Annotated in this window: 19 protein-coding genes; 11 read left to right on the forward strand and 8 right to left on the reverse strand. The window is 61.5% G+C overall.

What is annotated here, in order from left to right:
- Window position 1 precedes the first annotated feature (1 nt).
- Both EEB12_RS15590 and EEB12_RS15595 read right to left on the reverse strand, forming a co-directional pair.
- On the reverse strand, window positions 2–781 hold the full coding sequence (locus EEB12_RS15590) for a TIGR04222 domain-containing membrane protein (RefSeq protein ID WP_141488078.1): 780 nt from the start codon (window positions 779–781) through the stop codon (window positions 2–4).
- A gap of 139 nt (window positions 782–920) precedes the next feature.
- Window positions 921–1,598, reverse strand: coding sequence for an SDR family oxidoreductase (locus tag EEB12_RS15595; protein WP_070796666.1), 678 nt, complete (start codon window positions 1,596–1,598; stop codon window positions 921–923).
- Window positions 1,599–1,675: 77 nt separating this feature from the next.
- Here EEB12_RS15595 and EEB12_RS15600 point away from each other — a divergent pair, with 77 nt between their 5' ends.
- From EEB12_RS15600 to EEB12_RS15615, 4 genes are all read left to right on the forward strand, one after another.
- Window positions 1,676–2,602 carry a metal ABC transporter substrate-binding protein gene (locus tag EEB12_RS15600; RefSeq protein ID WP_134998692.1) on the forward strand — a complete coding sequence of 309 codons (927 nt, stop codon included), beginning with the start codon at window positions 1,676–1,678 and terminating at the stop codon, window positions 2,600–2,602.
- Window positions 2,599–3,330: a metal ABC transporter ATP-binding protein gene (locus EEB12_RS15605; protein ID WP_046379695.1), complete on the forward strand. Its 732-nt coding sequence runs from the start codon at window positions 2,599–2,601 to the stop codon at window positions 3,328–3,330. The genes EEB12_RS15600 and EEB12_RS15605 overlap by 4 nt, the downstream gene beginning before the upstream one ends.
- Before the next feature lie 3 nt (window positions 3,331–3,333).
- On the forward strand, window positions 3,334–4,212 hold the full coding sequence (locus EEB12_RS15610; RefSeq protein WP_141488079.1) for a metal ABC transporter permease: 879 nt from the start codon (window positions 3,334–3,336) through the stop codon (window positions 4,210–4,212).
- Window positions 4,213–4,361: 149 nt separating this feature from the next.
- On the forward strand, window positions 4,362–5,894 hold the full coding sequence (locus EEB12_RS15615; RefSeq protein ID WP_141488080.1) for a GGDEF domain-containing protein: 1,533 nt from the start codon (window positions 4,362–4,364) through the stop codon (window positions 5,892–5,894).
- Here EEB12_RS15615 and EEB12_RS15620 read toward each other — a convergent pair.
- Window positions 5,891–6,643 (reverse strand): cyclase family protein, encoded by a 753-nt coding sequence (locus EEB12_RS15620; protein ID WP_021332577.1) that lies wholly within the window; start codon window positions 6,641–6,643, stop codon window positions 5,891–5,893. The genes EEB12_RS15615 and EEB12_RS15620 overlap by 4 nt on opposite strands.
- Window positions 6,644–6,787: 144 nt before the next feature.
- A complete protein-coding gene (locus EEB12_RS15625) occupies window positions 6,788–7,198 on the reverse strand; it encodes a TIGR03668 family PPOX class F420-dependent oxidoreductase (RefSeq protein WP_031330968.1) in 411 nt (136 codons plus the stop codon).
- Between the two features lie 60 nt (window positions 7,199–7,258).
- Here EEB12_RS15625 and EEB12_RS15630 point away from each other — a divergent pair, with 60 nt between their 5' ends.
- Complete coding sequence (locus EEB12_RS15630) at window positions 7,259–8,260, forward strand: PHP domain-containing protein (protein ID WP_141488081.1); 1,002 nt, start codon at window positions 7,259–7,261, stop codon at window positions 8,258–8,260.
- 49 nt (window positions 8,261–8,309) lie between these two features.
- Here EEB12_RS15630 and EEB12_RS15635 read toward each other — a convergent pair whose 3' ends face one another.
- The 3 genes from EEB12_RS15635 to EEB12_RS15645 form a co-directional block, all read right to left on the reverse strand.
- The gene (locus EEB12_RS15635; RefSeq protein WP_141488082.1) at window positions 8,310–9,686 is read right to left on the reverse strand and encodes an HNH endonuclease signature motif containing protein; all 1,377 of its coding nucleotides are present in this window, start codon (window positions 9,684–9,686) and stop codon (window positions 8,310–8,312) included.
- Between the two features lie 121 nt (window positions 9,687–9,807).
- Window positions 9,808–10,719 (reverse strand): cation transporter, encoded by a 912-nt coding sequence (locus tag EEB12_RS15640; protein WP_084325601.1) that lies wholly within the window; start codon window positions 10,717–10,719, stop codon window positions 9,808–9,810.
- A gap of 72 nt (window positions 10,720–10,791) precedes the next feature.
- The gene (locus EEB12_RS15645) at window positions 10,792–11,490 is read right to left on the reverse strand and encodes a haloacid dehalogenase type II (RefSeq protein ID WP_046379692.1); all 699 of its coding nucleotides are present in this window, start codon (window positions 11,488–11,490) and stop codon (window positions 10,792–10,794) included.
- Window positions 11,491–11,600: 110 nt separating this feature from the next.
- On the opposite strand from EEB12_RS15645, the gene EEB12_RS15650 reads away from it, so the two are divergent.
- The 3 genes from EEB12_RS15650 (at window position 11,601) to EEB12_RS15660 (ending at window position 21,228) form a co-directional block, all read left to right on the forward strand.
- On the forward strand, window positions 11,601–12,938 hold the full coding sequence (locus EEB12_RS15650) for an amylo-alpha-1,6-glucosidase (RefSeq protein ID WP_019746148.1): 1,338 nt from the start codon (window positions 11,601–11,603) through the stop codon (window positions 12,936–12,938).
- Window positions 12,939–13,045: 107 nt separating this feature from the next.
- A complete protein-coding gene (locus EEB12_RS15655; protein WP_370334015.1) occupies window positions 13,046–13,741 on the forward strand; it encodes a glycoside hydrolase family 25 protein in 696 nt (231 codons plus the stop codon).
- A 980-nt stretch (window positions 13,742–14,721) separates the two neighbouring features.
- On the forward strand, window positions 14,722–21,228 hold the full coding sequence (locus EEB12_RS15660; protein ID WP_141488083.1) for an isopeptide-forming domain-containing fimbrial protein: 6,507 nt from the start codon (window positions 14,722–14,724) through the stop codon (window positions 21,226–21,228).
- A gap of 79 nt (window positions 21,229–21,307) precedes the next feature.
- On the opposite strand, the gene EEB12_RS15665 is transcribed toward EEB12_RS15660, so the two are convergent.
- Window positions 21,308–23,389, reverse strand: coding sequence for a PhoX family protein (locus EEB12_RS15665; RefSeq protein WP_141488084.1), 2,082 nt, complete (start codon window positions 23,387–23,389; stop codon window positions 21,308–21,310).
- A 234-nt stretch (window positions 23,390–23,623) separates the two neighbouring features.
- Here EEB12_RS15665 and EEB12_RS15670 point away from each other — a divergent pair, with 234 nt between their 5' ends.
- Genes EEB12_RS15670 through EEB12_RS15680 form a run of 3 tightly spaced genes read left to right on the forward strand, consistent with a single transcriptional unit; the run spans window position 23,624 to window position 25,583 of the window.
- Window positions 23,624–23,860 carry a hypothetical protein gene (locus EEB12_RS15670; protein WP_019746144.1) on the forward strand — a complete coding sequence of 79 codons (237 nt, stop codon included), beginning with the start codon at window positions 23,624–23,626 and terminating at the stop codon, window positions 23,858–23,860.
- Window positions 23,857–24,795, forward strand: a complete 939-nt coding sequence (locus EEB12_RS15675; protein WP_019746143.1) for an ABC transporter ATP-binding protein — start codon at window positions 23,857–23,859, stop codon at window positions 24,793–24,795. Before EEB12_RS15670 ends, EEB12_RS15675 begins: the two co-directional genes overlap by 4 nt.
- Complete coding sequence (locus tag EEB12_RS15680; RefSeq protein ID WP_021334418.1) at window positions 24,792–25,583, forward strand: ABC transporter permease; 792 nt, start codon at window positions 24,792–24,794, stop codon at window positions 25,581–25,583. Before EEB12_RS15675 ends, EEB12_RS15680 begins: the two co-directional genes overlap by 4 nt.

Genomic DNA, 25,583 nt, shown 5'->3' on the forward strand with positions numbered 1-25,583 from the left:
CTCACCCCCCACAGCTCACGGTGCTCGAGAAGGTCGAGCAACTGGACGGTGAAGACCCGCCGCCGCATCCGGGTGCCCAACCGCCGTCGCGGCCCGGACCGAAGAGTGCCGCGGCAATACCCGCCGACGTCGCCCCGTAGGTGGCAAACGACGGTTGGAAATTCGGTGTGAGGTAGGAGTATTCGTCCTTCAAGCGACTCAATTCGACCTGGCCGAAACGAGTGCGTCGGCTCAGGCGGAGAAGGGTTACGACAATCAGGGCGAGGCAGACGACAACGAGCGGAAGGTATCCCTCCGGGTTCTCGTTCACGACAGTGAATCCGGTCCTGATCGTGCCGACCACGGCGACGATAACGACCGGTACCACGGACAATCGCGTCAAAGTGTGTTCACGATTGCCGTTCAGGTAGCCGGCCTGCACCAGGTCGCTACGAAGCTCCAACAGGGGCAGCGGAAGTGTCGGCACGAGCCGGGAGGGCACGGCAGTTCCACCGGCGTCGTCGATCCGCTGGCGGACGATGCGGGTGAAGCGGTCATGCTGACCCTGGCCGGCAGAATATGCAGCACTCTCGAGTTCTGCCACGGCAGCGCGTACCGCACGCTCGTCGCTGGTCAGTACACCCATCTCCGGTGGTGTGAGTGTGCGCAATGCAGGTGTGGGCTTGCGCATGGCGACGCCTCTGATCACAAGTGCGATCACCACCGCTCCGGTGGCAGCGGCGACGTACCACCCGAGGAAAGCCTCGGTGGAAATTCCCCACGTATTCGTATGATCATGCATCGCACACCACCTCTCGATGAACTCCTGAGAACCAGTCCAGTCTCTTTGTCCGACAACTGATGTCAGTATCGGGCCAGTACCGGGAAAAGCGATATCCGGGTGGCCATCGTCATCATTCCGTTACCGGCGAACTGGGGATTTACCGGCCGGTAGGTCGAAGCACGATCTCCGTGGGGTGTGCGTCGGACGGTGTTTCGACGGCAGTGAGTACGGCACGCGCCACAGTGGAGGCCTTCAGGAAGCGTTCCGGGTCGTACTCGTCGCCCTCGCCGGCGACGATGTCGCGCTGCATGTCGGTGTCGATCCGACCGGGGTGAATGGAGGTGACCCGCAAGGACGGCTCTTCCAGGCGCAGTGCGTCTCCGAAAGCGCGCAGGGCGAACTTGCTGGCCGCGTACGAGCCCCAGCCGGCGTTGGCGCGCAGTCCGGCACCGGAATTGATCAGTACGACGTGGCCACCGGCTGCCCTGAGGGCAGGAAGGAGGACACGAGTGAGTTCGGCGACGGCGATGACGTTTGCCTCGAGGGTGCGTCGCCACTGATCGACCGAGGATTCCTCGATGGTTCCGATATCGGCCACGCCGGCGTTGTGTACCAGCACGTCGAGCGTCGTGATGGACGAGGCGGCGACCGCGACGGCGTCGTAGTCCGTGAGGTCGAGGGGTAGGGGCGTCGATCCGGGTAGTTCCGCGCAGATCGGTTCGAGGGCCTGCGCGGATCGTGCACCGAGCAGCAGGTCGTGTGTCGGCGCCAGTTCGCGTGCGATGGCAGCTCCGAGGCCGCGACTGGAACCGGTGATCAAGGCAGTAGGACGCATGGTCCGAGCCTATCGAGTGTGAATTGTTCGGCTATACGAACTTGTGTATTTGTTTACCCACATATTAGAGTTCGACCATGACGACTCGCGACGCGAAGAACTTCCGCCGCCTGGGAATTGCCGCCCTCGCCGCCCTGCTTCTCTCCAGCTGTTCTGCGGTGAATTCCGGCTCCGATGACGACCGCCCGGTGGTGCTCACCACGTTCACCGTGCTGTCGGACATCGCCCAGAACGTTGCCGGCGATCACCTTCGCGTCGAGTCGATCACCAAGGCGGGGGCGGAAATTCACGGCTACGAGCCGACGCCCGGAGACATTCGGCGGGCGAGCGAAGCCGATCTGATCCTCGACAACGGCATGAACCTCGAGGCGTGGTTCGCGAAATTCGTCAACGGTCTGGACGTGCCACACGTCGTGGTCAGCGACGGTGTCGAAGGCATTCCGATCGCCGGTGACGCGTATGCGGGCAAGCCCAATCCGCATGCATGGATGTCTCCGTTGAATACGCAGATCTACGTCGACAACATGGTGAATGCTTTCAGCGACCTCGACCCGGACAACGCCTCGGCATTTGCGGAGAACGGCGCGAAGTACAAGGCGGAACTGCAAGCAGTGCAGGACGGCCTGGTCAGTGGGCTGGCGGCATTGCCCGCAGGTCAGCGCGCACTCGTCAGTTGCGAGGGTGCGTTCTCCTATCTGGCCAGGGACGCGGGACTCAGCGAGGCCTACATCTGGCCGGTCAATGCCGAGCAGCAGGCGACGCCGCAGCAGATCATCGCCGCGATCGACTTCGTCCGGGCCAATTCCGTTCCCGCGGTCTTCTGCGAGTCGACGGTCTCGGATGCCCCCATGCAGCAGGTTGTCGGGGCGACCGGTGCGAAATTCGGTGGGACGCTGTACGTCGACTCGCTGTCCGAAGCCGACGGTCCCGTGCCCACCTACCTGGACATGATTCGCCACGACACCGACGTCATCCTCGGCGGTCTGACCGGCGGTAAATCATGAACGAAGCCATTCGCGTCGAAAACGTCAGCGTTCACTACGGCGAGGTCCACGCACTGGACCATGTCGATCTGACGTTGAATTCCGGAAGCGTCTGCGGATTGATCGGTATGAACGGTTCAGGAAAGTCGACCCTGTTCAAGGTGATCATGGGAATGATCAAGCCGGACAACGGTTCTGTGAGAATCGCCGGTCTCGACGCAGCCGCTGCGCGCAAGAGCGGGCGCGTCGGATACGTGCCGCAGAGTGAAGACGTCGACTGGACCTTCCCGATCAGTGTCCGTGACGTCGTGATGATGGGCAGGTACGGCCACCTCGGGTTCTTGCGACGTCCGCGGCGTGTAGATCGCGAGGCGGTGGCAGAGGCCCTCGAGCGAGTAGAACTCACCGAATTTGCGGATCGCCAGATCGGTCAGCTCTCGGGTGGTCAGAAGAAGCGCGCCTTCGTCGCACGCGGTATCGCACAGGACGCGTCGATACTCTTGCTGGACGAGCCGTTTGCCGGCGTCGACAAGCGTTCCGAGGCAACGATTTCGACGCTACTACGAGAGTTGGCTTCCGACGGCCGATCGATCTTGGTCTCGACTCACGACCTCCACGCCGTGCCGAAACTCTGCGACGAGGCGGTACTGCTCATGCGCAAGGTCCTGGTGCACGCCGACCCGGACACCGTGCTTCAACCGGAAAACCTCGCCCTGGCTTTCGGTCTCGACGTGATGGACAGGACCTGATCGATGAACCTCGTAGAACTGCTACTTGATCCTCTCCAGTACGGATTCATGGTGCGCGCGTTGGCCGTTGCGGTTGTGGCGGCGGTTGTCTGCGCGGTGCTCAGTTGTTGGTTGGTGCTCATCGGGTGGTCACTGATGGGTGATGCAGTGTCGCACGCTGTCCTGCCCGGTGTTGTCCTCGCCTACGTCGTCGGCGCTCCATTTGCCATCGGGGCCTTGATCTTCGGGCTGATCGCCGTCGCACTGATCGGACTGATCCGTAACACCAGCCGCGTCAAGGAAGACGCCGCGATCGGTATCGTCTTCACGACTCTCTTTGCGTTCGGTTTGGTTCTCATCTCGGTGACCCCCAGCCAGACCGATCTCAACCACATCATTTTCGGCAACCTGCTGGGGGTGAGCTCGTCCGATCTTCTGCAGGTCGCGATACTCGGCGCGTTGGCGTTGAGCATTCTGTTGATCAAGCGTCGCGATCTGACGTTGTTCGCCTTCGACCCGATCCATGCCAACGCGATAGGTCTTTCGCCTAAGCGTCTCGGATCGCTGCTACTCGGCGTCCTCGCACTCACGTCCGTTGTGGCGCTGCAAGCTGTCGGAGTCGTGCTGGTGGTGGCGATGCTGATCATCCCCGGCGCGACGGCCTACCTTCTCACTGACAAGTTCTCGCGGATGCTGGTGATAGCTCCGGTGGTTTCCGCAATCTGCGCGATTACGGGTATCTACGTCAGCTACTACCTCGACACAGCTTCCGGGGGCATGGTTGTGATGACGCAGGGCATCCTATTCGCCCTGGTGTACCTGTTCAGCCCGTCGCAGGGGGTGATCGCGAAATGGACTTCGCAGCGGCGTAGGACCCGAGCGGAATACAGCGCCGCGGCTTGACGGGCGGTCTTGATCGTTCGTCCAGTTAACAATCCGCTACCAAATCGGGTAGGTTCGTACGGGCATTCGTCACCACAAACATTCCGGCCGCAACGATGCCGGCTGCAAGACAATCGGTGGTGACGCCTTGAACACCGATGGGCCCTTCGATGACGCTGTTCCGAGCACGACGCACGTGGCTGGTTCTCGGCGTCGTTGTTGCGGTCATCGTCCTCGCCGGATCCGGGCTGCTCAGCCCACGAACCTCGGTTCTGGTGGACGATGTCGCCCAGCTCGTCGGCGGCGCCACTGCGACTGCGGTCTGTTGGTGGACGTCGCGGCGCCATCACGGAGTCGAGCGTCGTTGGCGAACTCTGATGGCTCTCGGTATGGCCGGCTGGACCCTCGGAATGTTCTTCTGGGCGTTCTACCGCTCGGTTCTCCACGTACCACTTCCGTCGCCGTCGATCGCGGACATCGGTTTCTTCATGTTCCCGGTGTTTGCCGTACCGGCGCTTCTGTCGCTGGTACGTGAGTCTCCCCGGCGTGAGGCGATCGGCCCGATCCATCTCTGGCTCGTGCTGACGCTCGACGGTCTTGTCGTTGTCGGTGGATTGTTCATCCTCACGTGGACGACCGCCCTGGGCGCCGTCGTTCATACCGGTCCGACGGGATCTCTCGGGTTTCTTGTCGCGGTGATGTATCCGATCACCGACTTCGTTCTGATCGCGATGGTCTTGCTGATGGTCATCGGGCCGAAGGCCGTTGCCGAGATCCGCGAACCGCTGACGTTCCTCGGGTGCGGGTTGGTGATGCTCTCCCTTTCGGACAGTTTGTACGCGTACTTGGTCGCGATCGGCGCCGAGAGTATGCCGACCATCGCCGATGCCGGGTTCATCGCGGGGCCGCCTTTGATCGCCCTGGCGGCGCTGACGAAGCGAACCGAGCCTCGGAACCGCGACGCGCCACAGCAGTGGCGAAGTGATCGGACTCAGTTGCTGCTGCCGTATCTGTTGATCGCGGTGATCGCGACGATCGTGACTGTTCAGGCACTGATCGTCGGCAACCTCGATGCCGTGGTCGTGATACTCGGCGTCGGCGTGCTGGTTCTCGCGCTGGTGCGCCAGATACTCACGCTCCTCGAGAACGACGCGCTCCTCCAACAGATCTCCGCTGCGCAGGACGAGCTCCGGTACCGAGCGCATCACGACCCACTCACCGAGCTCGCCAACCGGGCCGCATTCGACGAACACTTCGCGAGCGCCATCGAGAACTACCGCCTCACGAACTCCGATTGGGTGCTGATGCTTGTCGATCTGGACGACTTCAAACAGGTCAACGATCGTTACGGGCACCCGGCCGGTGACCGGTTGCTGGTTGCCCTCACGGCGCGTCTGCGCGAAGCGGTTCCCGAGAGTGCATTTGTCGCTCGATTCGGCGGCGACGAATTCACGGTGCTTCTGCAGGGCCCGATCGACGACGCCGTCGTCGTAGCCCGCCGGATCGTCGACGCGCTCAGTTCTGATCAGACTGCAGACACATCGGTGTCGGTGGGTGCGAGCGTTGGTGTCGCGCAGTTCGAGTTGGCGGACGAGCCGCTGAGTGCACACGCTCTTCTCCGCCGAGCCGATGCGGCGATGTACGAGGCGAAGAGAAGCGGGAAGGGCGCCGTTGTCGTCTACTGCGATCGCCGCGAAGACTAGCGCCGTAAGAGTGCGAAGATCGTTGCCGGTGAACCCGATCCGGCCTTGTTGATCGCGCCACCGACAAGGATGCTCGCCCCGGTGGTTGGCAGGGCGGCAAGATTGTTCAAGTTCTCCAGGCTGATTCGATGCTTGTCGTACAGGAGCGTCGAGACGGGGTAGGTCTCGTCGTTTCCGAGGTCGGGACCGAAGGTGTCGGTTCCCAATGCTCCGCGGGTGCCCAAGCGTCCGGTGTCTATCAGCCACTGCGCCGCGTCCACCGAGAATCCGGGTTGGTGGGTGACACCCTCGGCATCGGCGTTGGCATATTCTTCGCTACCCCAGCGCGATTCCCAACCGGTCCAGAGAACTACGGCCGCTCCATCGGGGATCTTGCCGTTGCGCGTTTCCCACTCCTGAAGGTCCGCGACCGTGAGCGCATAGTCCGAATCGGCGGCAGCCTTGTCCCGGATGTCGATCTTCACTGCGGGAAGGAAGAGGTCGGCCGGATCGAGTTGGTCGGCTGTGAGTCCACCTTCCTGAAAGTGCGCGGGTGCGCCCCAATGTGTGCCCGTGTGTTCACCCTCCTTGACGTACTGGAGGTAGTAGCCGTCGTCTGCGATGGTTGCCGCTGTGTCGAGAGTGAACGCGGGATCGCCGGGAAAAATCGGCGTGGTCGCGGGGTCGTTCACGTGGGAGAGCGAAACGACTTGCAACAGCTCATCCAACGGGGTTGTTGCGTCTTGGCTGCTTCCGGAACTGCTACCCATGTCGATCACCTGAGGTCCCGCTACCAGCGCCAGGCCTGTGGCTGCGCGCTGAAGTAACTGTCGTCGTTTCATCGATCCCCCGCCAATTTGCCCGAATTGAGAGTGTTGCAATCACTTTCGCTCCTTGAACACTAGGACAGAACCTTAGGCTGCTGCGGACCATGACGACCACTCCACATCGCGGACGGCTATCACCTGTCCGTGCGGTCGGTGATCTACGTACTGCGGATACTTTGCGGCCAAAGCATCGATTGCGCTCTCGGACTCCTTGGTGCCGGGGCCGAGGACCTCCGCGCGTCCGTCGACGCGGACCCACCAGAGCGCGGACCAGTTGTCGTCGTAATGATCGACGAGCAGGCTCGCACGCCCCGTCTCGGTGATGTTCCGGAGCCTGCGAAGTGCGGTGGTGGTCTTCGGTTTGTGGTCGACGCAGGAATAGACGGTGTCGCCGACCAAAACGAATACCAGCGGCACGATGTGCGGAACGCCGGCCGCATCTGCCGTTGCCAGGTGAGCCACCCGCGCGGCTTCGAATCGTGCTCTCGGGTCGTCCATATTCACAGCGTAAGGGGATCAAGGCTTGCCGCGAGCCGCTGCTGACGGAACAGTGGTCTCATGGAACCGGATGAAGCGCTTCGGGAGATCGCCTACTGGCTCGAACGATCACGCGCTGAAACGCACCGCGTCAAGGCCTATCGCCGAGCTGCGGAGGTCTTTGCTGGATTGTCCGACGAGCAGAAGGAGTCTCGCCGGAAGGCCGACAGTTGGAAGGCTCTCACCGGCATCGGGCCCAAGACGGCAATGATCATCGCCCAGTCGTACGACGGCGTCCCCGAGTATCTCGAGGAACTGCGGGGGCAGGCCGAGCCCATCGGCGACGGCCCATTGCGCCAAGCCCTGCGCGGCGATCTCCACACACACTCCGACTGGTCCGACGGCGGAAGCCCCATCGAAGAGATGATGCGACGCGCAGCAGCACTCGGCCACGACTACTGCGCCCTCACCGATCATTCGCCTCGCCTCACTGTTGCCAACGGGCTGTCCGCGGAGCGCCTACGTTCTCAACTCGACGTGATAGCCGGGTTGAATGCCGAACTGGCTCCCTTCCGCATCCTCACGGGAATCGAGGTGGACATCCTCGAGGACGGTTCACTCGATCAGGATCCCGATCTACTCGACGAACTCGACATCGTGGTGGCGAGTGTGCACTCGAAGCTGCGGTCCGAGCGCGAGGCGATGACCCGCAGAATGCTTGCTGCAGTGCGAAATCCGCGTGTCGATATTCTCGGGCATTGCACTGGGCGTCTTGTCGAGGGTGCTCGCGGAACCCGGCCCGAGTCGCAGTTCGATGCGGAGGAAGTGTTCGAGGCCTGCCGAGAATCAGGGACCGCCGTCGAGATCAACTCCCGACCGGAGCGTCGTGACCCGCCTTCGCGTTTGATCGAGTTGGCCCGCGATCTCGATTGTCTTTTCTCCATCGATACCGACGCCCATGCCCCCGGTCAGCTGGCTTGGCAGGGCTACGGCTGTGACCGGGCCGAAAAGTGCGGCGTCGAAGCGGATCGGGTGATCAATACGTGGACCGCCGAAGATCTTTTGGAGTGGGCGGGCAATTGAGAGCATGCCGGAATGGGTCACCGAGGCGTTTGCTCGGTGACCTCCGGGTTCAGCGTCGTGTGGTGGAGCGACGGGGTTTCTGGTCGGGGTCGATGCCTGGCGGTGGGATGAACCAGGGCAGGTGATCAGCGCCTACCTGGATTTCCCATTGTCCGGTGAATCCGGGTTTTCGGTGCATCAGGGTGTGGTGGGTTCGGCAGAGCAGGACCAGGTTGTCCATGACGGTTGGTCCTCCTTTGGCCCAGTGTTTGATGTGGTGGGCGTCGGTCCAGGCGGGGACGCAGTCGCAGCCGGGGAAGGCGCATCCTTTGTCGCGGGCGATCAGGGCGGTGCGTTGTGCCGCGGTGACAAGCCTTTTGAGTGGGGTGACGTCGAGTGGGGCACCGTTTTCGTCGAGGAGGACGGCGCCGAGCATGCAGTCGCAGGCGATCATGCGGGTGCGGCCGACGCTCAGTGGTCCCATCCAGGGCATGTGGCCGACATCGAGATCTTGTTTGTCGAGATCCGGCATGCCAAGGTCCAGGGTGTCGAGGTCGTCACTGTCGGACGGGCCAGGTGTTGAGCCATCACCTGTTGTGGCACCGGCTGTCCCGGCGCATTCACGGTGGTAGGCCAGGTCTTTGGCGTTGATGTGCACGTTCAGGTGTGGGCGTTGGCCTCCGTCGATGCCGGTGGCAGCGTTGTCGAGGTAGCGCCGGATCAGCTCTGCCATGGCGTCTGCGTTGCGTGTGGCGGCGGGTCGTTTGTCGGGTGTGCCGTCCTTGGCGGGGGTGGGCATGGAGAGGCTGGAGAGGGCGGAGAGAAGCATCTCGCCGGTCACTCCGTCGAAATCGCCTCGGACGGAGACTCTTCCGTTGAGGGTTGGGGAGATGCGCAGTTCGTTGCGATCGGTGTCTTCGCTTGGTGGTATGTCGTCGGATTCGAACATGTGCTCGAGGACGCTGATGGCGTAGCGCAGTTTGACGGTGGTTGCTTCGGTTCCGGATGCTGCGGCGAGGAGTGTGTCGCGGCAGTACGGTAGCGCGGCGTCGGGCATTGTTTTGGGTGGGGATTCGCAGAACGCCACGATCAGTGCTGCGTGCTCGAAAGTGAGTTCGCCGGAGTCGAATTGGTCTTCGATCTCGGGGAATGACCGTAGGGCTTTGCCTAGGGTTGCGATTCTTCTGCCGGTGGAGATTTGCAGCATGGTGTGGTTCGCGAGCCATTGTCCGGTGCCGCGGTAGCAGAGTACTTGTTCGTCCGGGTTCAACGTCAGGGTGTCGACGGCGGCCACTCGAATGGCTTCCAGGCGAAGGATTTCCGCTGACGCGGTGATGGCGATCTCGCGGACGTTGCTGGGGTGCAGCCGCCACAATCGTCCGCGCACACCCACAGCGGAGCTGTTGACCACGGCAGTGACAGCGTCGTCGGTGATGTCGATCGTCATGCGAACCCCCCCGTTCCATCTCCCATCGTACTCGAACATACTTTCGAGTCAAGGGTTTTTTGGGGGAAGGTGAGGCTGAGCCTGCCGTCGCGATTCTGTTGTTCGAGAGGAGATTCCGCCTCTAGAGCATCAGCGCCGGATCTGTGGTCAGTTCGATGTTGAGCCATGGTTCGTAGGGGAGATCGGCGAGGCTGTTGGCGAACGAGCGTCGAACTGCGTCTTCACCGTCGATGTCCCAGCTGTGTGGCGCGACCATGAACGTCGCTTCGATATACAGCTTGCGACCCACCTTGCTCATGGTGAGAGTCGGTTCGTCCAAACCGAATTCGTCGCGGACGGCGGTGATGGCTTCGTGCACGCGGGCCTGAACGATTTCGCCGGGAGCACCTTCGAGGAGTTCGATCAGTGCGGTTCGCAGAAGTGCGTACGGTTGCGGGACCAACATCGCGCAGCCGAGGAGGACCAAGACGGAGTCGACATATCGGTCGGCGTCGGAGAAATCGGTGCGGCCCAGGATCATTGCGACGACAGCACCGACTGCGACCAGCGCGCTGAAGGCAGCCGACGCTCCCCATTGCCTGGCTTCGGCGACGAGCAGATCAGATGTGCGGTCGACTTGTCCGACGTAGCGCCAGATGATGATCGACACCACTGCGCTGACAGCGCCGTATGCCACCAGCGACCCCGCGGTGACGTCGGCCCCGCCCGCGAGGATGACACGAACTGCCTCGACTGCGGCGTAGGCGAGCGTCGCCAGTAGCGCCATGCCCTGGACAGCGATGACTACCGGGATCAATGCCTCCTTACCGAAGGGGAAGCGTGCGGTGGGGCCCGAGTCGGCTATCCGCGAGACCCGCAGCGACAGCGCCGTCAACACCATTCCGATGAGGGCGTACACACCGTCGAGCAGGATCACCTGGGACTGCGAGATCCAGCCCCAGAATGCGGCGAGCACAGCCAACGCCGTTGCGACCACGAGGGAGTACCGCAGGGCCTTGCGTTCGCGGGTAGCGCTGTCTTCCTTGGTGCCCATGAAATCCAAACCGCCTGTCCGTTTCGATATTCCTTCACGTAGGAATACCAGCAACGACGCGCAGGCACGGCATCAGTGGACCAATTGTGCTGCCAGATCCAGAAAGTCCTCGGCGTTGATGTCGAACTCGTCGGAGAATGACACATCGGGATTGCCCCTGGCTCCGAATTCGAGTGGTCGGGCTATGAAGGCTGTGCGGAACCCGAGAGCTTTGGCCGCCCGGATGTCATATTTGTGGCTGGCAACCATCATGATCTCGGCCGGGTCGAACCCGAGGTATCGAGCAGCCAGGTGGTAGATCTTCGGATCTGGTTTGAAGACACCGGCCATTTCGGCGGTGAAGACGGCATGCCATGGCAGATTTCCGTGCCGGGAGATGCTGACTGCGGCATTCACATCGGCGTTGGACAAGGCAGCGATTGTGTACTGCTGGCGCAGGGTTGTCAGGCCGGCGACGGTGTCCGGCCACGGGTCCAGGAATTTCCAGGCGGTGGTGAGTTCTTCCTGTTCGGCATCGGAAAGTTCGATGCTCTCGCGGGCCAACAGCTTGCGCAGAGCCTCGCGGTACACCGAATGTACTGTCACCCATTCGCCTGTGGCGTCGCCGGCCTCGGAGGTGTTCGCGAAGTACTCAGCGCGCCAGAGATTGACGAATCTTGGCCAGTCGACGTCGGCGTCGGTGATCCGACGGGCCTCTCGGCACAGGGTGCTGTGAAAATCGGTCGCTGTGCCCTGGACGTCGAACAGCAGTGCTTTGATCTTCTCGCGCACAAGCCCTCCACTTCGAGATCGCCTGACGGTGTTGCCACATTATCGCGGTTACGGCGCCCGATTCGTGCTCGATGAGCGCAAAGGCGCCGCGCGTCGCAAAATAGACATCTATGGCCGACCGCGGATTTACCCCGACTCAGCTCGCCGCCCGAGCTGCCTACCTGCTGCGCGGAAACGACCTGGGCACGATGACCAGCGCTGCCCCGAAGCTGTATCCCCACATGTGGAGCTGGGACGCCGCGTTCGTCGCGGTAGGTTTGGCGCCGCTCAGCGTCGAACGGGCGGTAGTAGAGCTCGATACCTTGCTCTCGGCTCAGTGGAAGAACGGAATGATTCCGCACATCGTGTTCGCGAACGGTGTCGACGGCTACTTCCCCGGCCCGACGCGGTGGGATGTCAATGCGTTGGCAGCGCATGCTCCTTTGGGTACAGCTACATCGGGAATCACCCAACCCCCCGTTCACGCGATTGCGGTGCAGCGGATTCTCGATCATTCGCGTCGGCACGGACGTACGACGCGTGCGGTCGCGGAAGAGTTCCTCGACCGGCGCTGGAGCGATCTGGTTCGGTGGCACCGCTGGTTGGCGGAGGCCCGCGATCTCGACGGCAACGGCCGCATCGCGCTCTATCACGGGTGGGAATCGGGGATGGACAATTCTCCGCGATGGGATCTGGCGTACGCGAATGTTGTTGCGGGACAAGTGCCTGCGTATCAGCGCGCTGATCTCGCTGTGGTGACCGACTTGTCTCAGCGACCCACGGATCACGAATACGACCGCTACCTTTGGCTTCTCGAAGAGATGAAGGCCGTGAGGTACGAGGATTCTCAACTCGCCACTGCCATGAGTTTTGCCGTGGAGGACGTGTTTGTCAGTGCGGTTTTCTCGATGGCATGTGACGTTTTGGCAACTATCGGTGAGGAGCATTCGCGACCAAACTCCGACGTCCGTGATCTGCGCGGTTGGGCAGATCGATTCCGGCAGGGCGTAATTGCCACCACCGATGAACGATCGGGTGCAGCAAAGGATTTCGATCTTCGCACCGGACGATGGGTTCATACCGAGACCATCGCGATGTTTGCGCCGTTGCTGTGCGGCGGCCTGAGCCGCGATGCCGAGCGCGCTCTGTTGCGTACTTTCGAGGGGCCCAAATTCTGTGGTCACCCGGACATGCGATTTGCCGTCCCACCGTCGACGTCTCCGGTTTCCGGCGATTTCCGTCCTCGGGAGTATTGGCGTGGCCCAGTGTGGCCGGTGATCACGTGGTTGTTCTCGTGGGCGTTCGCGCGTCGGGGGTGGGCCGAGCGATCGCACGTCTTGCGTTCGGAGGGGTTGCGGCAGGCCAGTGACGGCAGCTTTGCCGAGTACTACGAGCCTTTCACCGGTGAGCCGCTGGGCAGTATGCAACAGTCGTGGACCGCGGCGGCCGTTCTCGATTGGCTCGGTTGAGTGAACATTCCCTGAATTAGCGGACAAAACGGACTAGTCGACCTTACTCTCGGGAAATGGTCGAGCGACGGATCGTCAGGACACTGGGCAAGCTCACCCCGATCGCGATGGCAGCTGCCATCGCGATCACGGCACCTGGCCTCGCCGCTGCCGACGCTCCCCGCGGCCCGGACGTCTCGTCGTGGCAGCACGTGGACGGAACCGGAATCGACTGGTTCCAGGTCAAGGCGTCAGGGCACGAGTTCGCGATGGTCAAGGCCACTGAGTCGCTCAACTACGTCAATCCGTACTTCATCCAGGATTGCCTGGTCATGCGGGCTGCCGGCGTCTCGCGCGGGGCCTACCACTACGCAGATGTTCGCCAGTCCCCCGAAGCCCAGGCTGCCTTCTATTCGGCGATCGTCCTGGGTATCAACGGACCTGGTGACCTCCCGCCCGTTCTGGATCTAGAGGATGCGAAGGGACTTCCCGCCGGTCAGGTCATCGACTGGACTCATCGCTACCTGAATACAGTCCAGGCACTCACCGGGCGGCAGCCCATCATTTACACGTATCCCAACTTCTGGCGCACTCAGATGGCCAACACCACCGAGTTCAACCACTACCCGCTGTGGATCGCCGATTACAACGGGCAGAACGCTCCGGGCCCGCTGCCCGGCGGTTGGTCCAACTGGACCTTCTGGCAGTACACCAGCACCGGACGCATCCCCGGGATCACCGGAAACACCGATATCAACGTTTACAGCGGGGCGCAGGGCGATTTCGATCGCTACGCCAACAGTGTGGGGTTCGGCAGCAGCTAGTTTGCGGCGGGGGCCCTTGGCTCCGTGGTGCCCGGTTCGGGCCCTTTCGCCCTCGATGCATTTGCCTCGAGGCACGCGGAAGGGCCCTTTTTGGCACTCTTGTGACGCTTGGCTGGTTAGTCCGGTTGTTGCTCGTCAGTTACGAGAATTCTGCCGAGTGGTAGCCACGGTCGCTGAACTTTCGACTAGCTGAGCAGGATCAGAAAATAGCTATGGCAGAAAATGAGCAGGACTGCTCCAACCGAAAAGCTACAAAACGGACTTGAAGTTGGGTCTGGATCGAAGGCGCCGACCCGGTTTCGGTCGAAGATGGCGCCTCGCAACCCAATTATCGGAGCGCCGGAGTGCTTCGTTACCGGCAGCCGTCGCCGGGTGCGGTCTGGACCAATTCGATAAATTTCTACGTGCTTGCACGGGCGATTGGACTCCATTCAGTACGGAGTTTCCGCTCATGGTTCGAGGCGCTGTGGCGCATCCAACAGGCCTTATCCATATTGGGCAGTTGTCCAGATTCCTTGTCGCCCTCGAAGTTGGTCGTCACCCGATCTGGTCAGCGGAAACGCCGAATGCCATCGCGTTCGGAGCGGTGCCGTACTCCGAGGGCTGAATTGTCCGCTTGAACAACGCTGCTCCTCGAAGCTTGTCCGATCTACGAACAAAAACGTCGATCGGTCTGCTTTGTCTGACTTTCGATGGGCAAGCTCCCGGTTATCTGTTATCTTGATCGAGATAACTGGAAGGTTGCTCTCGATTTGCACGGATTTCGAGGGCCAAGGTCCTGTTCAGGGCGGCTCTTCCAACACGCAGGTGTTTCCCAAGAGGAGCTCGAATGACAGGACCGGCAACAGCGTCCGGTGTGAGGTCGATCAGCCGAAAACAGGCGGATCGACCCGAACCAACCGATCAATCGGGAGTTCGCGCCAGCGCTCTCGCATCTCCGTCCACCGAACATCGATCAGGCACATCCTGGGGAGTAAGAAATGCCTAACGACATACCGCCGACAAGGTCGGCCCTATTCACCGCAGGGCTCCCGCCCTGGGTGCGAGCGTGGACGGTGGTGTGGACCGCCATCGCGATGATTCTCGGCCTCTCCGGCGCGACGGCAGTAGCTGCGTCAGCGCAGCCGGCCGCAACGCTCGGCGGTCCCGTTCAGGCTCAGACGCCGGCTCGCGCTGCTGTCCTGCCGGACGAGCAACCGCCCACGGGCTGTGCGTTCAGTGCGCCCAACACCGGCAATCTCTCGCAGAACATCTGCTGGATCGATATGTCGACGTTCAACCAGGCTGCCGCAACCTCAGCAGCGGGACAGCCGATGACAGTCAAGCTGACGGATATCTACTCCATCAGCTTCAATGCCAAGCTGGTCAACTCGATCGACGGATCCACGACAAAGCCGCACACGGGTGTAGCTGCGTACCCGCTTCCGGCGTTACAGGGCCTTTCCGCGCTCGGCGACGTCGCATACAGTGGATTGCCGTCTGCGGTCAAACCTGCTTTGTACCAAACGGTTCCAACAATGAGTGGGGGTAATCGGGTCCAGTCGGGCGGAACCGTCAAGCTCGACAATATTGTCATGAATGGGCCGAACGGCGCTGTTAACAACTACGGACTTGTTGTCGCGGATGCCGAATCGACGGACCCTGTTGCCGCAAACAACAAAGAATTCCTGTCGTTCCAGTCGGACAAGAACTTCCGCCTGATCGATCGCACCATGGGTGTGAACACTCCAGGTTGGCCGCCGATTCGGGCGTGCAACGGCACTGTCGGTGGAGCCGATGGTCTCACCGGGCTGGGGACGACTTCGGTTCGATGCAACTCGTGGTGGGACAACGACCTCAGTAAGAATTACTCACCTGGAACGGTAGTACTGGCGGCGACAGCGCCGACTTCCTTCGCCGGCACTTTCGGAAACACCACAGCTGACACGTCTCGGCAGGGTGTTGCGTTCGGCATTTTGCTGCCGAGGGTCAAGATCGACAAGGAACTCACCCGGGTCAGCCCCGGCGATGACTTCACCATCGGAACAAGCACCGGTACTTTCGCCGATGCAAATGCCGCGAGCGGACAGGTGCTCAAGAGCACCGATACGGGGGCTACAGCAACCACCGCTTCCACCGGTTGGAGGATGCTCCTCGCTGACACGACGCCTACCCCCGTCACGTTCTGGGAGAAGCCCACTACTTCGGCGACCAAGACCGCGAACTACGCGACGAAGTGGGACTGCCAGGTCAATGGTGTGGCCAAGAATCTTCAAGCTGGTGGAGTTGCGCAGACAGCATTGGCACCTGGTGACAACGCGTACTGCAAGATCATCAACACCCCGGTTCTTGTGAAGAAGTCGTCGTCACCACCTACCGGTGAGACGGTCAATATCGGCCAAACAATCACCTACACTCTGAATTTCGAGAATCCCGGCACTGCGCCGGCAACGATCGACTACACGGACTTCCTCGCCGACGTCATTGATGACGGAACGGTTGCGGTCGGTGCTGCTACAGGCGGACTCACCGCTGCATTGGATGGCGCCGACAAAATCAAAGTCGGCGGCACATTGCCAGCCGGCGGCAAAGGGACAGTCACATACACCGTCACGGTCAAAGACGGTGGTAACAAAGTCCTGAACAACTACCTCGTTCCGGGTACAACAACTCCTCCCGCAACATGTGATCCTGCAACCAATCTCTGCACGACGCATCCCATGCCCGGGTTCACAGTCGCGAAGACCGCTGTGCCCGCGACAGGTTCGACGGTTCAGGCCGGCGATACCATTACATACACGGTCACCGGTGCTAACACCGGCAAGACGGCCCTGACTCCCGCGACGATCAAAGACGATCTGAGTGCGGTTCTCAACAATGCTGCTGTCGTTCCGGGTTCGCTGAAGGCGACCGTCGACGGCGCTCCTGCGACTGCTCCGACTTTGTCGGGCAGCACTTTGTCGTGGTCCGCCGATCTCCAGGCCGGTAAGTCTGTTGTTCTGACCTATCAGGTGAAGGTCAACGACGGCGTTGCCGCGGGCACGGTTCTGAACAACAAGGTCACGGGTATCGCGAAGCCGCCGACCGGTCCGGAGATCACTCCTCCTACGGTGGAGACGAATCACTCGGTTCCCGGCTTCAAATTGGAGAAGACTGCTGATCCGATTTCCGGTTCGACGGTTCAGGCCGGCGAGTCGATCAAGTACACCGTCACCGGAACCAACACCGGTAAGACGAAGCTCGATCCGGTAAAGATCAACGATGATCTGGGTGCGGTTCTCAATAACGCCGCTGTCGTTCCCGGTTCGCTGAAGGCGACCGTCGACGGTGCTCCTGCCGCTGATCCGACTCTGTCGGGCACCACCCTTTCGTGGACTGGTTTTCTCGAAGCCGGTAAGTCCGTCGTTCTCACCTATGAGGTGAAGGTCAACGACGGCGTTGCCGCGGGCACAGTCTTGAACAACAAGGTCACCGGTACTGCGAAGCCGCCGACCGGTCCGGAGATCACTCCTCCTTCGGTGGAGACGAATCACTCGGTTCCGGGGTTCACGGTCGCGAAGACTGCGGATCCAGCGCCGGGTACGGGCGTCAATGCTGGTCAGACGATCACGTACACGGTGACGGGTGCGAACACAGGTAAGACGACGCTCAATCCGGTTGTGTTGACCGATGATCTGTCGAAGGTTCTCGACAACGCGACGCTCGTGGACGGTTCGCTGAAGGCGACGGTCGATGGTGCTCCTGCCGCTGTTCCGACTCTGTCGGGTACGACGTTGAGTTGGACGGGTGCACTCGAAGCGGGTAAGTCGGTTGTTCTGACCTACCAGGTGAAGATCAACGACGGTGTTGCCGGCGGCGTTCTGATCAACAACAAGGTCACGGGTACTGCGAAGCCGCCGACCGGTCCGGAGATCACTCCTCCGCCGGTCACGACCGAACACCCGGTGGTCTCTCCGAAGATTGCTGTGGTGAAGTCTTCTGATCCGGTGTCGGGTTCGAATGTTGTTGCCGGTCAGGACATCAAGTACACGCTCACGTTTACGAACACCGGTAACGGTGCGGGTGAGGTCGCGTACTTCGACGATCTGCGTCAGGTTGTGGACAAGGGTGCATTGAGTGGTTTGACTGCTGATGCTCCGTTGGCTGCTGCGATGGTCGGCAGCGATGGTTTCTCGGTGACGGGGACCTTGGCGGCCGGCGAAACGAAGACGGTGACGTATTCGGTGAAGGTCAATGCCGATGTGGTCGGTGGGGTGTTCGTGAACAACTTCGTTGTTCCGGGGACGACTCCTCCGGTTGATCCTCCGGAGGTGTGTGATCCGGCGACTCAGCTGTGCACGACGCATCCGGTGGTCTCTCCGAAGATTGCTGTGGTGAAGTCTTCTGATCCGGTGTCGGGTTCGAATGTTGTTGCCGGTCAGGACATCAAGTACACGCTCACGTTTACGAACACCGGTAACGGTGCGGGTGAGGTCGCGTACTTCGACGATCTGCGTCAGGTTGTGGACAAGGGTGCATTGAGTGGTTTGACTGCTGATGCTCCGTTGGCTGCTGCGATGGTCGGCAGCGATGGTTTCTCGGTGACGGGGACCTTGGCGGCCGGCGAAACGAAGACGGTGACGTATTCGGTGAAGGTCAATGCCGATGTGGTCGGTGGGGTGTTCGTGAACAACTTCGTTGTTCCGGGGACGACTCCTCCGGTTGATCCTCCGGAGGTGTGTGATCCGGCGACTCAGCTGTGCACGACGCATCCGGTTCAGATTCCGGGGTTCACGGTCGCGAAGACTGCGGATCCGGCCTCGGGTACCAATGTCGCTGCTGGTCAGACGATCACGTACACGGTGACGGGTGCGAACACGGGTAACACGACTCTTGATCCGGTGGTGTTGACCGATGATCTGTCGAAGGTTCTCGACAATGCGGCGTTGGTGGACGGTTCGCTCAAGGCGACTGTCGACGGTGTCGACGCGACTGCTCCGACCCTGTCGGGTACGACGTTGAGTTGGACGGGTGCACTCGAGGCGGGTAAGTCGGTTGTTCTGACCTATCAGGTGAAGATCAACGACGGTGTTGCCGGCGGCGTTCTGGTCAACAACAAGGTCACCGGTACTGCGAAGCCGCCGACCGGTCCGGAGATCACTCCTCCGCCGGTGACGACCGAGCATCCGGTGGTGTCTCCGAAGATCGCTGTGGTGAAGTCCTCTGATCCGGTGTCGGGTTCGAATGTTGTTGCCGGTCAGGACATCAAGTACACGCTCACGTTCTCGAACACCGGTAACGGTGCGGGTGAGGTCGCGCACTTCGACGATCTGCGTGGTCTGCTCGACGATGCTGATCTGGTTGCGGGCAGCTTGAGTGCTGATGCTCCGTTGACTGCTGCGATGGTCGGCACGGATGGTTTCTCGGTGACGGGGACCTTGGCGGCCGGCGAGAGCAAGACGGTGACGTACACCGTCACGGTCAAGGCTGATGCCGATCGCGTTGCGGCGAATGCCGACAACACGGTGCTCAACTTCGTTGTTCCGGGTACGACTCCTCCGGTTGATCCTCCGGAGGTGTGTGATCCGGCGACTCAGCTGTGCACGACGCATCCGGTTCAGGTTCCGGGGTTCACGGTCGCGAAGACTGCGGATCCGGCCTCGGGTACCAATGTTGCTGCTGGTCAGACGATCACGTACACGGTGACCGGTGCGAACACGGGTAACACGACCCTTGATCCGGTGGTGTTGACCGATGATCTGTCGAAGGTTCTCGACAACGCCGCGTTGGTGGACGGTTCGCTCAAGGCAACTGTCGACGGTGTCGACGCGACTGCTCCGACCATCGAGGGCACCACGCTCTCGTGGACTGGTGCACTCGAGGCCGGTAAGTCGGTTGTTCTCACCTATCAGGTGAAGATCAACGACGGTGTTGCCGGCGGCGTTCTGATCAACAACAAGGTCACCGGTACTGCGAAGCCGCCGATCGGTCCGGAGATCACTCCTCCGCCGGTGACGACCGAGCACCCGGTGAAGGTTCCGGGGTTCACGGTCGCGAAGACTGCGGATCCGGCCTCGGGTACCAATGTTGCTGCTGGTCAGACGATCACGTACACGGTGACCGGTGCGAACACGGGTAACACGACCCTTGATCCGGTGGTGTTGACCGATGATCTGTCGAAGGTTCTCGACAACGCGGCGTTGGTGGACGGTTCGCTCAAGGCAACTGTCGACGGTGTCGACGCGACTGCGCCGACCCTCGAGGGCACCACGCTCTCCTGGACGGGTGCACTCGAGGCCGGTAAGTCGGTTGTTCTGACCTATCAGGTGAAGATCAACGACGGTGTTGCCGGCGGCGTTCTGATCAACAACAAGGTCACCGGTACTGCGAAGCCGCCGACCGGTCCGGAGATCACTCCTCCGCCGGTCACGACCGAACACCCGGTTGATGGCACTCCCGCAATCGAGGTACTGAAGTCCTCTGACCCGTCCACCACGAACCGTGTGGTTGGCGGCCAGGAGATCACGTACACGCTCACGTTCAAGAATGTGGGCACCGCGGATGGTGAGATCAGCTTCTACGACGATCTGACCGATGTTCTCGACGATGCAGTAATGACGAAGAATCCGGCTACTACTTCCACGCTGGTTGTTTCGGGTGTCGTCGACAACGTCTTCACGGTCACCGGAAAGCTGGCCAAGGGTGAGAGCGCGACGGTGACGTACACCGTCAAGGTCAATCCTGAGATCGGAACGTTGTCAGGTCCCGGATTCACTCCGGGCGTCCTGAACAACTACCTGGTGGTTGGTGGCGAGAACCCGCCGGTGGACTGTGTCCCGGGCGACGCTCTCTGCACCGAACACCCGGTGGACCCGCCGGAGACCACCACCACGGTGCCTCCGACGACCACCACCACGACGCCGCCGGTCACGACGGAGCCCTGTGTTCCTCCGACGACGACCACGCGGATGGTTCCGACCACAACGGTTGCGACGACGACGGCTAGCGCGACCACTGCCGGTGACGCTGATGTGACCGGTACGGAGGAATCCACCACCACGGAGGAGGCCACCACAGAGGAGACCACGACAGAAGAAGTTGTCGCGGAGGAGATTGTGGATCCGTGTGGCGTGACGACAACGACGCCGCCGACGACAACGCCGCCGGTCACGACAGTTCCGCCGACCACGACGGTTCCGAACACGACGGTGCCGGTTACACCGACGATCATCATTCCCCCGATCGTCGTTGTGCCTCCGATCGTCGTACCGCCGACGGTTCCGGGTCAGCCGGTTCCGAGCACGGTTCCGGGACAGCCGAAGCCGCCGACAGCAAACCCGGGTCAGCCGGGTCAGCCGAAGCCGCCGACGTCTGCTCCTCAGGGTGGAACGATCAACTCGGGTGGTGGCGCTGGTGAGAGTGGCGTGAACACCGGGTTGCTCGCGGCAGGCGGTTTGGTTCTGCTGCTGGCGCTGGGAACGGGTGTTGTTCTCCTGACGCGTAAGCGTCGCGAGGATGGTGACAACTGATTCTCTTGAGAATCTGAGGTAAACGACGTGGGGCAGATCGCAGATTATGCGATCTGCCCCACAGTCGTTTTCGTGTGTGTTACGAGCCGAGCCGAGATCCGTCCTTCTTCCAGGCTGCAACTACCGACGGGCGAGGCTGGGAGGAGCCACCGTCGGGCCAATGGGATGCGGGGCTTTCGATGGTGGCGTCGTCGGTCTCGCCGGGGTGCTGGACGCAGACGATGACGCGCTTCTCGTCCACGATGGGGCCGCAGGTTTCGGCGCCGACGGGAACGGTGAGGAACTGCTTTGTTTCACCGCGGTTTTCGCCTTCGAGGACAACGCTGAACAGTCCGTCGTTGGACTTGAGTGCGTTGCCGTCGGTGGAGATCCACAGGTTGCCGTGCGGGTCGAAGGCAAGGTTGTCCGGGCATGAGATGGGGCTGACCTTGCTCTTGTCGAACCCGCCGAAGTAAGTATCGGCTGTGGCCGGATCTCCGCAGACGAGAAGAAGATTCCAGCCGAAGGTGGTGCCGGCGTGGTCATCGGTGATTTCGAGGACCTGGCCGTTCTTGTTGTTGTTCCTCGGGTTCGCCTCGTCGGCCACGGCGCCACCGTCGACTCCGCGCTTGGTGTTGTTGGTCAGTGCGACGTAAACCTTGCCGCTCTTCGGGTTTGCCTCGAAGTCCTCGGGGCGGTCCATCTTCGTTGCCCCGACCTTGTCACCGGCCTGGCGGGTGAAGACGGCGACCTCTTCGGCGCTCATACCGTCTACCAGCGATTCGCCCTTGCCGTCTTCGCCGGTGCGCAGGATGGCTACCCACTCGCCGGTTCCGTCGAACGTGCCGTCCGACGGGAGCTTGCCGGTTCCGTCGATCTCGCCGGCGGAGTTTCCGCTGAGCTTTGCAACGTACAGTGTTCCGGCGTCGAGCAGAGTCATGTTGTGGCGCATGGCTGCCTGACTCTTGCCGTCCTGCATCTTTCGGCTCGAGACGAACTTGTACATGTAGTCGAAGCGCTCGTCGTCACCGCTGTATGCAACGACGGTGCCGTCCGACGTGATGTAAATGGTGGCGGCTTCGTGCTTGAAACGTCCGAGCGCTGTGTGCTTGATCGGAGTCGACGACGGATCCCAGGGATCGATCTCGACGACGTATCCGAATCGGTTGACCTCGTTGGGTTCTGCGACCAGATCGAACCGCTTGTCGAAGCGTTCCCACTTGCGCTCGGAAGCGGCTCCGGCCAGACCGTAGCGCTTCAGCCGTGCTGCCACCGTGGGATCGGTGACACCCTCGGCATTCGCGAAGTACTGGTTGAAGTTCTCTTCGCCGGAAAGCACTGTGCCCCAAGGTGTGACGCCGCCAGCGCAATTGTTGAGGGTGCCGAGCACTTTGGTTCCCGTGGGATCGGCACTCGTCTTGAGGAAGTCGCTACCTGCAGCGGGGCCGGTCACGACAAACTCCGTGGTTCCGGTGATGCGGCGGTTGTTCGATCCGATCTCCGGTACCAGCTTGCCGTTGTCGGATTCGCCCTTGACCTGGACGACCGACAGTCCGTGGCTGGCCAGGCCGATCTTGAACTGCTCCTCGGTCGGGTTCTCCGCATCGTAGCCGCGGAACATCGCCGGCTCGGTGGAGTATTCGTGATTGACCACGAGGAGGTAGGTGTTGGGCTGCCCGTCGACCGGGAGCAATCCGGCGAAGTCGTTGTTGAATCCGAACTGCAGTTCCTGTGCTGCCGCAGTCTGCTTGTCGAAGTCGAATGCCGGGGCTCCGGCGAGAACGGCGTCACCCCAACGGATGACGACGGCCTGATCGTATCCGTCAGGGACCGTGACCTTGTCTTCCTTGTTGGGCGCGACGGCGTCGAAGTTCGTCCCCGCTGGTGTGGTTCCGCCGCTGCTGCCGCTCGCTGATCCGGTTCCCGGTTCGGCACTTGCGGATTCGTCCGAACACGCGACGAGGGCGCTGCCCGCTCCCACCGCGAGCACTGCCATGCCGCTGCCCCGGAGCATGCCGCGACGAGTCAGTGCCGTGCGTGCGATATCGCGGAAGTATTCGCCGCCCGAGGTGTTGGGGACCTCATGAGAGCACGCGTTTCCGCACTTGTACTGGCAGGTGATCGACGCGCGTGCAGACACGCCGTCGTGTTTGACGAACAAGGCCAAAGGCTTGATAGCCACCGTGAACTCCCGAGATTCGATGTACGGACTTCGGGAACCGTAGAAGCTCTAAGCGAGGGTAAAGGAACGTAAAAATGAACGGCAAAACAACGAGGCGACCCTTACCTGCAATTTACGACGCGTCCCCGCGGGGACGTCGCATGACATTTGTCATCGCCGATCCATGACGGTGTCACCGCAGGTGATGACGCGGTGCACTGTTTTCGTCGCGGACTTCCCGCGAGGCTTGGAGGCATGAGAGAACCACATGAGGGAAGCCTCCTGACGGACCTGATGGACATCGGACCCGCACCCACGATGGGCCGCGAACTTGTTGTGATCGTGGTGAACATCGCGATCATCGGAGGGGTATTCGCGATCATCGGCTCCAATCCGGTGTCCTGGATTCTTGTTGCCGCTCTCGCGGTCTACGCGGGCATTCGATTCACGATCGGACTGCGCAGCTGGAACCGAGAGGAGGCGCAGCGATGAAGGGCGATCCCGTGATCGACGTAGTCGGAATGTCGCGGCGCTACGGCTCCGGCAAGGAGGCGTTCGATGCTGTTCGCAATCTGGATCTGAGTGTTCAGGAAGGCGAGCTGTTCGGCCTCCTCGGAACAAACGGTGCCGGCAAGACATCCACTCTCGAAGTGATTCAGGGCCTTTCACGAGCCAGCGCCGGTACGGTGCGCGTTCTGGGAATGGATCCGGTGCGCAACCGCAAGCAGATTCGACCGTCGCTTGGCATCATGCTCCAGAAGGGTGGGCTTCCCCAAGACCTGACTGCTCGTGAGAGTTTGGCGATGTGGGCCGGAACGTGCTCGAATCCGCTTCCCGTCGACGAGGTGCTCGAGCGCGTGGACATGCGTGACCGTGGCGATACCCGCGTGAAGTTCCTCTCGGGCGGTGAAGCGCGCCGACTGGATCTGGCGTGCGCGATCATCGGCCGGCCACTCGTACTGTTCCTCGACGAACCGACTACTGGTTTGGATCCCGAAAGTCGTCGTAACACTTGGCAATTGATCGCTGACTTGAAAGCGTCGGGCGTCACCATCATGTTGACGACGCACTATCTCGACGAAGCTGAATCCTTGTGCGACCAATTGGCGATCATGCACCGTGGATCGGTCGTGCGCAGCGGAACCGTGGCGGACGTCGTCGCAGATCATCCCGCCCAGATCAAACTGCACCGCCCAGGCCTTCCGCTCCCAGCGCTGGCCGGCGCCGAGGTGCGCGTCGAAAACGATCTGGTGCTGATCACCACTCGCACCGTCCAGGAGACGCTGACGGAACTGCTGCTGTGGGCGCAGCACAATGATGTCTTGCTGACCGGCTTGGATGCCCGGGCGGCGTCCCTGGAGACAGTATTCCTCTCCATTGCAGACCAATTCGATCATCACGCAACTCTCGAAGGAGCGTCGGCATGAACCGCATCGCAACCCTGTCTCGTTCGGAGTTCACGCTCCTGGGACGAAATCGACTGTTGCTCTTCAATGCAATCGTCCTCCCGCTGATCTTTCCCGTGGGAATGCTGTACCTGTCGCGAGACGGCGGGCTGTCGGACAAGTCGGTGTCGGCAGGCCTCGAGGTATTTGCACTGTTCCTTCTCGTCTTCGTGGTCTTCTACAACCTGCTGTCGGTGTACGCGACGCGCCGTGACGAGTTGGTTCTCAAGCGACTACGGACCGGGGAATGCAGCGACGCCGAGATCCTGGCGGGCCCGGCAGTGCCGTCGTGGGTTCTCACCGCGCTGTTGACGGTGGTCATCGGAATCGCTGTGATGGTTCTGGGCGGTAGTGCTCCGGTCAATCCGGTGCTGGTGCTGGTCGCGGTGATCGGCGGCGCCGCGCTCTTCACGGCGCTGGCGTTGATCACTTCGGCTGTCACGCGAAATGCAGAGGCGGCGCAGATCACCTGCATGCCGATTCTGATTCTGGCGACGGCAGGTATGTCCTCGATCAGGAATGTCGTGCCGGACAACGTTGCTCGCATTCTCGATTTCACTCCGCTGGCCGCAGTAGTCGACCTTCTCAATCTCGGATGGCTGGGGCGGACCACTGGCGAACTGGCTGATCTGGGCGATGCGCCCGGTGCGGCGGCCGGATTTGTCGACACCTTCGGTTCGGCTGGGCAACCGCTGTTGGTCATGCTGGCGTGGATCGTCGGTTCGGTTCTGATCGCGAACGTCCACTTCCGCTGGGAACCGCGTTCGTAG

The organism is Rhodococcus sp. WS1 (assembly GCF_003797745.1).
Classification (GTDB): domain Bacteria; phylum Actinomycetota; class Actinomycetes; order Mycobacteriales; family Mycobacteriaceae; genus Rhodococcus_F; species Rhodococcus_F erythropolis.

Excerpts from the sequence above, each read along its gene's own strand:
- EEB12_RS15590 (WP_141488078.1), bottom strand. The coding sequence starts at position 781 with ATGCATGATCATACGAATACGTGGGGAATTTCCACCGAGGCTTTCCTC.
- EEB12_RS15595 (WP_070796666.1), bottom strand. The coding sequence starts at position 1,598 with ATGCGTCCTACTGCCTTGATCACCGGTTCCAGTCGCGGCCTCGGAGCT.
- EEB12_RS15600 (WP_134998692.1), top strand. The coding sequence starts at position 1,676 with ATGACGACTCGCGACGCGAAGAACTTCCGCCGCCTGGGAATTGCCGCC.
- EEB12_RS15605 (WP_046379695.1), top strand. The coding sequence starts at position 2,599 with ATGAACGAAGCCATTCGCGTCGAAAACGTCAGCGTTCACTACGGCGAG.
- EEB12_RS15610 (WP_141488079.1), top strand. The coding sequence starts at position 3,334 with ATGAACCTCGTAGAACTGCTACTTGATCCTCTCCAGTACGGATTCATG.
- EEB12_RS15615 (WP_141488080.1), top strand. The coding sequence starts at position 4,362 with ATGACGCTGTTCCGAGCACGACGCACGTGGCTGGTTCTCGGCGTCGTT.
- EEB12_RS15620 (WP_021332577.1), bottom strand. The coding sequence starts at position 6,643 with ATGGGTAGCAGTTCCGGAAGCAGCCAAGACGCAACAACCCCGTTGGAT.
- EEB12_RS15625 (WP_031330968.1), bottom strand. The coding sequence starts at position 7,198 with ATGGACGACCCGAGAGCACGATTCGAAGCCGCGCGGGTGGCTCACCTG.
- EEB12_RS15630 (WP_141488081.1), top strand. The coding sequence starts at position 7,259 with ATGGAACCGGATGAAGCGCTTCGGGAGATCGCCTACTGGCTCGAACGA.
- EEB12_RS15635 (WP_141488082.1), bottom strand. The coding sequence starts at position 9,686 with ATGACGATCGACATCACCGACGACGCTGTCACTGCCGTGGTCAACAGC.
- EEB12_RS15640 (WP_084325601.1), bottom strand. The coding sequence starts at position 10,719 with ATGGGCACCAAGGAAGACAGCGCTACCCGCGAACGCAAGGCCCTGCGG.
- EEB12_RS15650 (WP_019746148.1), top strand. The coding sequence starts at position 11,601 with ATGGCCGACCGCGGATTTACCCCGACTCAGCTCGCCGCCCGAGCTGCC.
- EEB12_RS15655 (WP_370334015.1), top strand. The coding sequence starts at position 13,046 with ATGGCAGCTGCCATCGCGATCACGGCACCTGGCCTCGCCGCTGCCGAC.
- EEB12_RS15660 (WP_141488083.1), top strand. The coding sequence starts at position 14,722 with ATGCCTAACGACATACCGCCGACAAGGTCGGCCCTATTCACCGCAGGG.
- EEB12_RS15670 (WP_019746144.1), top strand. The coding sequence starts at position 23,624 with ATGAGAGAACCACATGAGGGAAGCCTCCTGACGGACCTGATGGACATC.
- EEB12_RS15675 (WP_019746143.1), top strand. The coding sequence starts at position 23,857 with ATGAAGGGCGATCCCGTGATCGACGTAGTCGGAATGTCGCGGCGCTAC.
- EEB12_RS15680 (WP_021334418.1), top strand. The coding sequence starts at position 24,792 with ATGAACCGCATCGCAACCCTGTCTCGTTCGGAGTTCACGCTCCTGGGA.